The sequence below is a fragment of the Phaeovulum sp. W22_SRMD_FR3 genome (genome assembly GCF_052113705.1).
Taxonomy (GTDB): domain Bacteria; phylum Pseudomonadota; class Alphaproteobacteria; order Rhodobacterales; family Rhodobacteraceae; genus JBGQOG01.
In genome coordinates this window covers 54,084-66,268 of record NZ_JBGQOG010000011.1, presented here as the reverse complement: position 1 = coordinate 66,268, position 12,185 = coordinate 54,084, and the positions used below count along the sequence as shown (strand labels likewise).

The following is a 12,185-nucleotide window of genomic DNA, read 5'->3' as shown; positions in this document are numbered from 1 at the left end:
CACCCATTGGAGGAGAAGCACATGAACGAAACACTGCACCGGAAATTTCCCAAGATCACCGAAGAGGGCCTGGAAGATCTGCGCCAACGCGTCGGCGTGAAGATCGAGAAAACCGTCGAACCCTGGTGCTATGAAGCGACCCGCGACAATATCCGCCATTACGCGCATGGGATCGGCGATGACAATCCGCTCTGGTGCGATCCGGATTACGCAAAAACCACGAAATATGGCGATGTCGTCGCCCTGCCCAGCTTTCTCTTTGCGACCAGCCGGATCATTTCGGGCTATGTCGGCGGGCTGCCGGGGGTGCATGCGATGTGGTCGGGGGCCAATTGGACCTGGCACAAGCCGATCCTGCGCAACACCGAGTTCCGCACCGAGGCCTACCTCAAGGATCTGATCGAGCATGATACCCGTTTTGCGGGCAAGGCGATCCAGCAGATCTATCACGTTGATTTTTATGACGCGAAAACCGGCGAGATGCTGGCCGAGGCCGACAGCTGGTGTTTCCGCACCGACCGCGATCAAGCACGCGAAAGCGGCACCAAATACACCGAGGCCAAGGAAAAGGGCCGCCGCGTCTACACGCAGGAAGAGCTCGACGCCTATTACAAATATTATGAGCAAGAGAGCATTCGCGGCGCCGAAACCCGTTATTGGGATGATGTCGCCGTGGGCGAGGAGCTGCCCACGATGGTCAAGGGGCCGATGACGGCCACCGGCTTTATCTGCTACGCACAGGGCTGGGGCGGTCTTTACATCCGTGCCAACAAACTCGCCTGGCAGCTGCAGCAAAAGCACCCCAGCGCCGGGATCAAGAACCGCTTTGGCATTCCCGATTGCCCGGAACGTGTTCATTGGGAAGAAGAATTTGCCTTGGAGGTTGGTGCGCCGGGCGCCTATGACTACGGCCCGGAGCGGACCTCCTGGCTGACGCATCAGGTCACCAACTGGATGGGCGATGACGGCTTCCTCGCGCAGGCCAAATGTCAGGTGCGCCGTCACAACCCGGAAGGCGACATCATCCTGATCCACGGCACCGTCACCCGCAAATTTGAAGAAAACGGCCGCCACAAGCTGGAGATCCAGCAGCGGGCCGAGCAGCAGGATGGCGAACTCTCTGCGGTGGGCTCTGTCATTGTCGATCTTCCCAAGCGCTGAACGCGCCTGAGAAGCAACCAGCTAGGGAGGCAAGGTTGCAGATTTTCGGGAGACTTCTGAGCAAAATTGAGGACATCCTGCATTTTGCAGGGTGCCTCGCGCTGATCGCCGTTGCGGTGATCATCAATGGCGACATCCTGCTCCGGCTGTTCTTCAACCGGCCGGTACAGATCCAGTTCGAGCTGACGGCACTCTATCTGATGCCGGCACTGGCAACGCTGTCATTGTCCTATGTCTTTCGGGACGGCGGGCATCTGGCGCTGGACTTTTTGCCCAACAATCTGCCCGGCCGCATGGGCTGGCTGATCGCCAAGGCGCGCCTTTTGCTGTCAACGGCCTTTTTCGGGGCCGTCACCTATATGTCCGGAAAATTTGCCCTGAAGGCACTGATGCATGGCGATGTCCAATATGGCGCCGTGGATTGGCCGCTGGGCTATGCCTATGCCGTCATCCCGCTGGGATGCGGTGTGCTGGTCCTGCGGCTGATCCATGACACGCTGGTCCATCGCCCGGAGCCTCAACGCTAAGCACGCATATAAAAGGGAGGGAAACGACATGAACATTGCACGCAAATTGGTGGTGGCACTGACCGGCGTTCTGGCGCTGGGATCGGGGTCTGCCGGGGCGGAAACGTTGCGGCTGGGGGATTTCCAGTCCACCAGCCATATCATCACCATCGAGGGCACGGCGAAGTGGATGGCGGCGGTCACCGCAGCCACCGATGGCGCGGTGACCTTTGAGCATTTCCCGGCAGAGCAGGCGGCGAAAGCCAATGCGCAGCTTGACGCCGTGGCCAATGGCATTCTGGATGTCGCCCTGCTCGGCGCCTCCTACCATGCCGAAGTCCTGCCGCTGAATTCGGTGGTCGGGCTGCCGGGCTTTTACGGCTCTGCCGAACAGGGAACCGTGGCGCTGCAAAAACTGCTGGCGGAAGGCCCGCTGCGCGACGAGATCCTTGCCACCGGCGTGACGCCGCTCTTTGGTTTCGTGCTGCCGCCCTATCAGGTCTTGTCGAAAGAGCGTCTGGGCAAGCCCGCAGACTGGACCGGGCTTGACGTGCGCACCTCCGGCTCGACCCAGGCAATGACCGCGCGGGCTCTGGGGGCCGTCGGTATCTCGATCCCGGGACCCGAGGTCTATACCGCCGTCGAGCGGGGCCGTCTGGATGCGGTATTGTTCCCGCTGCCCTCGGTGCCGGGCTACAAGCTGAACGAGGTGGTGAAATACATCTCCACCAATGGCTCGTTTGGCGGTTACAGCTTTATCATGGTGATGCGGACCGAGGTTTTTGACGGTCTCGCGGCGGATGTGCAGGCGAAACTGCTGCAGCTGGGCGGCGAGACGGCCCTGCATGTCGCGCAGGCGCAGGATGCGTCGGTTGCCGGGCTGATTGCCGAGTGGAAAGCACAAGGCATTGATACCTATGAATTCACGCCCGAAGAGCTGGCCGAGGTGAGCACCGCGCTTGCCGCCGTCGGTACCGATTGGGTCGCGCGGCTGAACAACCCGCAAGCGGAAGCGGTGCTTGAGACCTATCGCGCGGCCACCAGCCAATAGAACGCCGCCCCCTCAAGCCACCCCGGGGCGGTCGCGCGTGCAACCGCCCTGCACCTCACTGGAGCGCGAGTTCAGTCGATGCTAACATTTGCCGCAATACTCCTCCTGCTGGCCGTGCTGATGGCCATCCGGATTCCGATCGCCTTTGCCATGGGCATCGCAGGCTTCGTGGGGCTGTCCACGCAACTCGGGCTGCGCCCGGCGCTGTCGGTGCTGGAGCGGACCTTCTTCGACTCCTCCTCCTCCTTCATCCTGGTGGCGATCCCGCTGTTCATCCTGATGGCCGAGCTGTTGACCGCAGGCGACGTCACCCGCCGCGCGATTGTGGCCTGCCAATCCTGGATCGGGCATGTGAAGGGTGGCCTGGCGATGGCCACCGTGGCGGCCTCGGTCATCCTTGCCGCGCTGGTGGGCAGCTCCACCGCCTCCACCGCCGCGATGGCTTCCTCGGCCTTCCCGGAGATGCGGCGGCACAACTATTCCGACCGGCTGGCCGCGGCCGTGGTCAGCGTCGGCGGCACGCTCGCCGTGGTGGTGCCGCCCTCCATCGTGCTGGTGGTCTACGGCGTGCTGACCGAAACCTCGATTGGCAAATTGTTCATCGCGGGCATCATTCCCGGATTTCTGACCGCAATCGGTCTGGCCGTGGTGATCAAAATCATCGCCAGCACCACCGATCAGGCCCCGAAAGGCGCGCCCTTTGTCCTGAAAACCGCCATCAGCGAAAGCCGCCACGTGCTGCCGATGCTCCTGTTGATGGTCACCGTCATCGGCGCCATCTATGGCGGCATCGCCTCCCCCTCCGAAGCGGCGGCCCTCGGCGTCATGGGCGCGCTGATCATCGTGTTGTTTCAGCGCAGCCTGCATTTCGCCGCCTTCAACCGCTCGGTCAGCGGCGCCATCCGGGCCACCGTGATGATTGTCACCATCGTGGCCTGTTCGGCGATTTTCTCAAATTATCTGGCCTTTACCCGGATCACCCAGGGCCTGCTGGAATTCGTCGCCACCACGGATCTGCCGCGTGAGGCGATCATGGCGATCATCATCGTGATCTTGCTGGTGATGGGCATGTTCATGGACCAGCTCGCCATCTTGTCGCTTGCCATGCCGCTGGCGTTTCCCACGGCGATGGCGCTGCACTATGACCCGGTCTGGTTCGGGATCGTGGTCACCAAAACGGTGGAGATCGGGCTGTTGACGCCGCCGCTGGGCCTGAATGCCTATGTGGCCGCGGCGCAGACGCGGGTGCCGCTGGGCACGATCTTTCGCGGGATCCTGCCGTTTCTGGCCATGGAAATCGTGCTGCTGCTGATTTTGCTCTGCTTTCCCCAGATCACGCTTTTGCTGCCGCAACTCATGCAGCGCTGACGCCCCCGCGGCATCACCACAGAACCATCGGAGACCGAGGACATATGACGATCCTGAAAAGCAGCCTGACGCCAACCGCTCCCGAGTTTGCCGAGAACCGCCGCGCGATGCTGGCGCAATATGACACCATCGCCACCGAGGCCGCGCGGATCCTTGAGGGTGGCCCCGTCGCGTCGCGCGCCCGGCATGTGGCGCGGGGGAAACTCTTGCCGCGCGACCGCATCGCCGGGCTGCTCGACCCCGGCGCGGCGTTTCTGGAAGTGGGGCTTTTCGCCGCCTCCGGGCTTTATGACGATGAAATCCCCTCGGCCGGGGCGATCGCGGGGATCGGCCGGGTTGAGGGGCGCGATTGCATGATCCTGTGCAATGACGCCACCGTCAAAGGCGGCACCTATTTCCCGATGACCGTCAAAAAACATCTGCGCGCGCAGGAAATTGCCGAGGAAAACCACCTGCCCTGCATCTATCTCGTGGATTCCGGCGGTGCGAACCTGAACAATCAGGATGAAGTTTTCCCCGACCGCGACCATTTTGGCCGCATCTTTTACAATCAGGCGCGGATGAGCGCGAAGGGCATCACCCAGATCGCCGTGGTGATGGGCTCCTGTACCGCAGGCGGCGCCTATGTGCCCGCGATGAGCGATCAGACGATCATCGTGCGCGAACAGGGAACCATCTTTCTGGCCGGTCCGCCCTTGGTCAAAGTCGCCACCGGCGAGATTGTTGACGCCGAGACCCTCGGTGGCGGCGACACCCATACCCGCCTCTCGGGTGTGGCAGATTATCTGGCCGATGATGACCGGCATGCGCTCGCCCTTGCGCGCGAAATCGTCCGTCATCTGGGGCCAAAACCGCAGCCGGGGATTGATCTGCTGCCGCCGAAACCGCCGCTCTATCCGGCGGAAGAGCTGATGGGCGTGGTGCCCGCCAATGACAAAACCCCTTATGACGCGCGCGAAATCATCGCCCGCCTTGTGGATGGCTCGGATTTTGCCGAGTTCAAGCCGCGCTATGGCACGACATTGCTCACCGGGTTTGCGCATATCGACGGGGTGCCGGTCGGGATCATCGCGAACAACGGCGTGCTCTTCTCGGAAAGCGCGCTGAAGGGGGCGCATTTCATTCAGCTCTGCTGTCAGCGCAAGATCCCGCTTCTCTTCTTGCAAAACATCACCGGCTTCATGGTCGGCTCAAAATACGAAGCGGGTGGCATAGCAAAGGACGGCGCCAAGCTGGTCAATGCCGTCTCCACCGCCTCGGTGCCCAAGATCACCGTGATCATCGGCGGTTCGTATGGCGCGGGGAATTACGGCATGTGCGGGCGGGCGTTCGGGCCGCGTTTCGTCTGGATGTGGCCGAATGCCCGCATCTCGGTCATGGGCGGCGCGCAGGCGTCCGGCGTGCTGGCCGATGTCAAACGCGCGGGGATCGAGGCCAAGGGCGGCAGCTGGAGCGCGGAAGAAGAACAAGAATTCAAACGTCCGACGATCGAGATGTTCGACCGCCAGTCGCGCCCGCTCTATGCCTCGGCGCGGCTCTGGGATGACGGGATCATTGACCCGCGCAAAACCCGCGAGGTGATCGCCCTCTCGCTGCACGCAACGCTCAATGCGCCGGTCGAAGACACGACCTTTGGCCTGTTCAGGATGTGATGATGAAACCGCCTTTTGCCAAACTTCTGATCGCCAACCGCGGCGAAATCGCCTGCCGCATCATCCGCACCGCCCAGCGGCTGGGGATCCCCACGGTGGCGGTCTATTCCGATGCCGACCGCGATGCCCTGCATGTCAGCCTGGCCGATGAGGCGGTGCATATCGGGCCAGCCCCGGTGGCGCAAAGCTATCTGCGCGCCGAGGCGATCATCGCCGCCGCCAAAACCACCGGGGCCGAGGCCATCCATCCGGGCTATGGCTTTCTCTCGGAAAACCCGGACTTTGTGGAGGCGGTGACGGCGGCGGGTCTGGTCTTTGTCGGCCCTTCTGCCGCCGCCATCCGGGCGATGGGGCTGAAGGATGCGGCAAAAGATCTGATGATCGCGGCGGGGGTGCCGGTGGTGCCGGGCTATCAGGGCAGCAATCAGGAGGCTGGCTTTCTGGCCGGGGAGGCCGCCCGCATCGGCTATCCGGTGCTGATCAAGGCCCGCGCGGGCGGCGGCGGCAAAGGCATGCGCATGGTCGAGCGCCCCGGGGATTTTGCCGAAGCCCTCGCCTCGGCGCAGCGCGAGGGTCAGGCCTCTTTCGGCGATCCGCATGTTTTGGTTGAGAAATACATCACCGCGCCGCGCCATATCGAGGTGCAGGTCTTTGGCGACAATCATGGCAATGTCGTGCATTTGTTTGAACGCGACTGCTCATTGCAGCGCCGCCATCAAAAGGTGATCGAAGAGGCCCCCGCCCCCGGCATGACACCCGAATTGCGCGCTGCGATGACCAGCGCGGCGGTCAAGGCCGCCGAGGCCATTGCCTATAGCGGGGCGGGCACCATCGAGTTCATCGTCGATGGTTCCGGCCCGCTGCGCCCCGATGGCTTTTGGTTCATGGAAATGAACACGCGGCTGCAGGTGGAGCATCCGATCACCGAGGCGATCACCGGCGTTGATCTGGTCGAATGGCAATTGCGCATCGCCGCTGGCGCCCCCCTGCCAATGGCCCAGAAAGACCTGACCATCACCGGCCATGCCTTTGAGGCGCGGCTCTATGCCGAGGATCCGGCCAAGGGGTTTCTGCCCGCCACCGGGCGGCTGGAACATCTCGTCTTCTCGGAAACCGCGCGCAATGACACCGGCGTGCGCAGCGGCGATGACATCAGCCCCCATTACGACCCGATGATTGCCAAAGTCATCACCCATGGCCCCGACCGCGCCACGGCACTTGCCGGGCTGGTCACCGCGCTGCGCGACACCCATGTGGCGGGCAGCGCGACCAATGCCGAGTTTCTCGCCCGGCTGGCGCTGCATGACGGGTTTCAACAGGGGCAGTTCGACACCGGCCTGATCGGGCGAAATCTGGCCGCGCTGACCACCGCCACGCCGCTGAACGAAGAGGCGATTGCACTGGCCGCCCTCGCCGCCCTCCGGCTTGACCCCGGCGATCCGGCGCTCGGCTGGCGTCTTTGGGGCAGCGCCGCCCATGCGCTCCGGCTGATGCACGCGGGAGAGATGATCGAACGGCGGCTGACCCTGCAGGGCGGGGGACGCATCACCCTCTCGGGCGGGGACAAAGAGGTCGTGCTCGACCGGATGGTGCAGGACGGAACTATGATCCACGCGCGCTCTGGTGACAGCGCGCGGCGGATCGCGGCACGGGTGGTGACGCGGGCGCGGCGTGCCGATTGGTTGATTTCGGTACAAATGGCGGGCACGGTATGGGATCTGACCCTGCCCGATCCGCGCGACGGCCGCGCCGCGACGGCCGCGCAGGGCCACGCCGTGCTGGCCCCGATGACCGGCACCATCGTCGCGCTGCGCGTGACCGAAGGCGACAGCGTGACCGAGGGAGACAGACTGGGTGTGATCGAGGCGATGAAGATGGAAACCGCGCTGGTGGCGCCGCGCACCGGGATCATTGCCAAGGTGCATTGCGCCACCGGCGATGCGGTATCGGGCGGCGCAGTGCTGATCAGCTTTGGGGAGGAGGAGACCGCCGCATGACGGAGAGCATTCGGATTTATGAGGTGGGGCCGCGCGACGGGCTGCAGAACGAAAGCCGGATCATCCCGACCGCGGCAAAGATTGCGCTGATTGATCTTTTGTCCGCCGCCGGGTTTCAGAAGATCGAGGCGACCAGTTTCGTCTCGCCGAAATGGGTGCCGCAACTGGCCGATGCGGCCGAGGTGATGGCCGGGATCACCCGCGCCGCCCAAACCGATTACGCGGTTCTCACCCCGAACATGCAGGGGTTTGAGGCGGCGAAGGCCGCGAAGGCGGATGAAATCGCGGTCTTTGCCTCGGCCTCCGAAGGTTTCAGCCGCAAGAACATCAACTGCAGCATTGCCGATAGCCTTGCGCGCTTTGCCCCGGTGATGGCGGCGGCGCAATCGGCCGGAATTGCCGTGCGCGGCTATGTCTCTTGCGTGACCGAATGCCCCTATGATGGCGCGGTCGCCCCGGCGGCGGTTGGCGATGTGGTGCAGCAGCTGCTGGCGATGGGCTGCTATGAGGTTTCCCTGGGGGATACCATCGGCCGGGCCACGCCTGATCAGGTGCGGCGCCTGCTCGATCACCTTTTGAGGGATGTGGCGCCCGCACAACTCGCCGGGCATTTTCATGACACGGGCGACAGGGCACTGCACAATGTCGCCGCCGCCGTCGAGATGGGGCTGCGCACCTTTGACAGCGCGGTCGGCGGCCTTGGCGGCTGCCCCTATGCGCCGGGCGCCAAGGGCAATGTCTCAACCCGGCCCCTGGTGACCATGCTGCAAGAGTGCGGCTTTCACACCGGAATCGACACCGAAATCCTGGCCGAGGCAGAGGCCTATCTCGCCCGCATTCACACCATGTCCGCCTGACCAAGGGAGCAGATCCAATGACCTTTGCCACCATCCGCCTGAGGACCGACAGGCGCGGCGTTGCACAACTGACCCTGGCGCGGCCGGACAAGCACAATGCGATGAATGCGCAGATGATCGCCGAGCTGACCGAGGCTGCGGCGCAGCTTGCGCAGGATCCTGCGGTACGGGTGGTTGTGCTCTCGGGCGAGGGCAAGAGTTTTTGCGCCGGGGGCGATCTGGCATGGATGCGCGCGCAGGCCGACAGCGACCGCGCGGGCAAAATGGCCGAGGCGGGCGCCCTGGCCCAGATGCTGGGGACGCTGAATGCACTGCCGAAGCCACTGATCGGCAAAGTACATGGTGCCGCCTATGGGGGCGGCATTGGCATGGTGGCGGTCTGTGACATCGTGGTCGCCGAGCAAGGCACCCGCTTTGCCCTGACCGAGACGCGTCTGGGGCTGATCCCGGCGACGATTGGCCCCTTCGTGCTGGCGCGCATGGGCGAAGCCTTTGCCCGGCAGGTGTTTTTCAACGGCAAGCCTTTTGACGCGACCTTTTTGCACCGGGCCGGGATGGTGGCGCAGATCTGCACCGCAGAGGGGATGGAGGCGGCGATTGAAGCCGAGGTCGCCGCCGTCCTCGACTGCGCGCCGGGCGCGGTCGCCTCGGCCAAGGCGCTGTGCCGTGCCCTCGCCGGTCCCGACCCGCGCGCGGCGGCGACCCTGACCGCCACTGCGCTGGCCGATTGCTGGGAGACCGAGGAGACCCGCGAAGGCATTGCTGCATTTTTCGCCAAGACCACCCCTTCATGGCGACAGCCGGCCTGATCCCCGGCAAGACGATCCGCCCGCCGCTTTTTCCGGGCGCGGCCCCTGTCCCGAACCGCCGGGCTTCGGGACAGCAAAGCTGCCGCTGTGGCGCAAGCCCCCGAGACGCGGCACGCTGAGACGCGGCAGGCTGAGACGCGTCACCCGGCATTGCGACGCGCGAAGAACTGGCACGCACAAAACCGGCACACAAAAACCGGCAGGCAAAGGATCTGGCGCGCGGACAACCTGGCGCGCCGCAGGAAACAACACCCGCGCCCCACGGACGCCCGCGCGTTCCGGCCTCCCCCCCCGCGCCAGGCATCCGGCGTGACGGTTATCCGGCGTGACGGGCATCCGGCGTGACAGGCCATGGTCACAAAATCCTAACCTTGATCCGGCAATTCAGCGCTTTGCCCCCGGGGTACAGACGTGAATTTACCAGTTGTTGCAGTTTTTGTGAAACACCCGAGCGTGAAACTCGATGGGATCGATGTCATGAAGAAATATGTTTACAGTGTTTCGGGTAAGCTGTTGTTGGCAGCAGGGGCAGCGATCACGGTCATTGTGCTTGCCTATACAGCCGTCTCCGGGTGGCGAACCTCGACCAAGGTCAATGCGCAGGTCATGGAACTCGCCACGCAAAAGGCCAGCTGGGCTGCGGGTCAGGTCGGCTTGCAGATGACCGTCGCCAGCTCCACCGCAACGGCGTTGAGCGCGATGATCGCGGGCTATATCGAGGCGGGCGGCGCGACCAAGGCCGGGGTCAAGGAGATGCTGGGGCAGGTGCCGTTGCAATATCCCAATCTCTACTCCGCCTGGATGGCCGGTATTCCCGACGGTCCGACCAACACCCTCCTGTCGGGTGACGACGGCAACAATGAAGATGGTGTTTTCACCCCCTATTGGACAAAGAACGCCAACGGCGGTCTTGATTTTTCAACCTTTGCCATTGCGCAGGATCAGGAATATTTTGCCGTGCCCCTGAGCAGCGGCAAAAGCGTGGCAACGATGCCCTATTCCGACACCAGCGGTGTCATGATGACCTCGCTCGCGGTGCCGGTGCGGTCAAATGGCCAGATCATTGGTATTGCCGGCGTCGACATCACGCTGAACAATATGTCGACGATGATGGCACAGATGGAGACATTCGACGGCGGTCGGATGATGCTGGTCGACAGCGCGGGCAATTGGGTCGCCAATCCGGATTCCGCGCTGCTGACCAAAGCCTATGAAGAGACCGGCAAAGATGACCTTCAGGCAGCCCTCGCCGACGGCAAGCCCCGTGTCGTGCGTGGTTTTAACGACAACACCACGCGCCTGATCTATCCGTTCACCGCCCCGGGCATGAACCGCACCTGGGCCACCATCCTCGACGTGCCCGCCGCCGTCTTTTCGACGCCGGTGCGCAATGAGGTGATCGCGACGATCATCGGGGGTCTGGTCATCCTGGCAATGACCCTCGTGACCATTGTCATCGCCTCCGGGCGCATGGTCCGGCAGCCGCTGGGCGACATGCTGGGCGCGGTCAACGCGCTGGCGGACGGGTCCTATGACATTGTGGTTCCCAGCGCCGACCGCCGGGATGAAATCGGCGATATGGCGAAATCGGTCGAGGCGTTGCGGCAGAACCTGTTGGAGAAATCGGGGCTGGAAGCCGAACAGGCGCGCCTGCGCGATCAGGCCGAGGTCGAGCGCGAGCGCCGCCTGGCCGATGAGGAACGCAGCCGGCAGGAACGCGAAGAGCGGCGGCTGCAGGATCAGGAGCGCGAGGCACGCACCCTGGCCGAGCGCGAAGAGATGCGCCAGAAGGACGAGCGCGAGCGGGCCGAACGGGCCGCAGAACTTGCCAAGGTCATCGACAATCTGGCCGTCGGTCTGCGCGGGTTGGCATCGGGCAATCTGGATGTCGCCATCGACGGGCAATTCCCGGCGGTCTACGATCCGCTCCGGCTGGACTTCAACAACACCGTTGACCACCTGACGCAACTGGTCTCCTCGATCAGCAGCGCCACCCGTGAAATTGCGGGCGGCACGCAGGAAATCAGCCGGGCAACCACCGATTTGTCGCGGCAAACCGAGAATACCGCCGCCACGCTGGAGGAAACCGCCGCCGCGCTGAACGAGCTGACCGCATCGGTCAAATCGGCGGCGCAAAGCTCGCGTCATGCCGATGGTCTGGTGCGTGAAACCTCGAAAAAGGCCGACACCACCACCACCGTGGTCGAGGAAACCGTGACGGCGATGCAGGCGATTCAGGCCTCCTCCGAGAAAATCTCGAAGATCATTGATGTGATTGACGATATTGCCTTCCAGACCAACCTGCTGGCGCTGAACGCCGGGGTTGAGGCCGCCCGCGCGGGCGAGGCAGGACGCGGCTTTGCCGTCGTTGCCTCGGAGGTGCGCGAACTGGCGCAACGCTCCTCTGCGGCGGCACGCGAAATCGATGAGCTGATCTCGAAATCGGGGGTGCAGGTGGCAAGCGGGGTGACCTTGGTCGGCCGCACGGGCGAGGCGCTGAAATCGATCATGGAATCGATCGGCGTGATCTCCAGCCATGTCGGCGACATCGCGTCTTCGGCCGATGAGCAGGCGGCGGGGATCTCCGAAATCAACTCGGCGGTCAGCCAGCTGGACCGCGCCCAGCAGGAAAGTGCCGCCACATTCGAGGAAACCTCGGCCGCCTGCATGGCGCTGGATGGTCAGGCACATGACCTGCAGCAGCTTGTAGGGCAGTTCCGCATGGGGCAGACCGGCGCGGGCTGGGCCACGGAACACGGCAGAGCGGCCTGAGGGCCACCGCGC

General features: G+C 63.8%; 9 protein-coding genes. All 9 read left to right on the top strand.

All coding sequences use genetic code 11. The features are described 5' to 3' along the window. The first annotated feature begins 21 nt into the window (after positions 1-21). The gene (locus tag ACEN2S_RS14585) at positions 22-1,161 is read left to right on the top strand and encodes an FAS1-like dehydratase domain-containing protein (protein ID WP_441866979.1); all 1,140 of its coding nucleotides are present in this window, start codon (positions 22-24) and stop codon (positions 1,159-1,161) included. Positions 1,162-1,196: 35 nt separating this feature from the next. Next, positions 1,197-1,688 carry a TRAP transporter small permease gene (locus ACEN2S_RS14580; protein ID WP_441866977.1) on the top strand — a complete coding sequence of 164 codons (492 nt, stop codon included), beginning with the start codon at positions 1,197-1,199 and terminating at the stop codon, positions 1,686-1,688. 28 nt (positions 1,689-1,716) lie between these two features. Continuing rightward, the gene (locus ACEN2S_RS14575) at positions 1,717-2,718 is read left to right on the top strand and encodes a TRAP transporter substrate-binding protein (RefSeq protein ID WP_441866975.1); all 1,002 of its coding nucleotides are present in this window, start codon (positions 1,717-1,719) and stop codon (positions 2,716-2,718) included. A 78-nt stretch (positions 2,719-2,796) separates the two neighbouring features. Further along, positions 2,797-4,086, top strand: a complete 1,290-nt coding sequence (locus ACEN2S_RS14570; protein WP_441866973.1) for a TRAP transporter large permease — start codon at positions 2,797-2,799, stop codon at positions 4,084-4,086. A gap of 44 nt (positions 4,087-4,130) precedes the next feature. After that, positions 4,131-5,738 carry a carboxyl transferase domain-containing protein gene (locus ACEN2S_RS14565; RefSeq protein ID WP_441866971.1) on the top strand — a complete coding sequence of 536 codons (1,608 nt, stop codon included), beginning with the start codon at positions 4,131-4,133 and terminating at the stop codon, positions 5,736-5,738. A 2-nt stretch (positions 5,739-5,740) separates the two neighbouring features. After that, positions 5,741-7,735 (top strand): acetyl/propionyl/methylcrotonyl-CoA carboxylase subunit alpha, encoded by a 1,995-nt coding sequence (locus ACEN2S_RS14560; RefSeq protein ID WP_441866968.1) that lies wholly within the window; start codon positions 5,741-5,743, stop codon positions 7,733-7,735. Further along, entirely contained in the window at positions 7,732-8,592 is an 861-nt protein-coding gene (locus tag ACEN2S_RS14555) for a hydroxymethylglutaryl-CoA lyase (RefSeq protein WP_441866966.1), read from the top strand. Before ACEN2S_RS14560 ends, ACEN2S_RS14555 begins: the two co-directional genes overlap by 4 nt. A 17-nt stretch (positions 8,593-8,609) precedes the next feature. Then, positions 8,610-9,401, top strand: coding sequence for a crotonase/enoyl-CoA hydratase family protein (locus ACEN2S_RS14550; protein ID WP_441866965.1), 792 nt, complete (start codon positions 8,610-8,612; stop codon positions 9,399-9,401). 477 nt (positions 9,402-9,878) lie between these two features. After that, a complete protein-coding gene (locus ACEN2S_RS14545; protein ID WP_441866964.1) occupies positions 9,879-12,173 on the top strand; it encodes a methyl-accepting chemotaxis protein in 2,295 nt (764 codons plus the stop codon). Positions 12,174-12,185 lie beyond the last annotated feature (12 nt).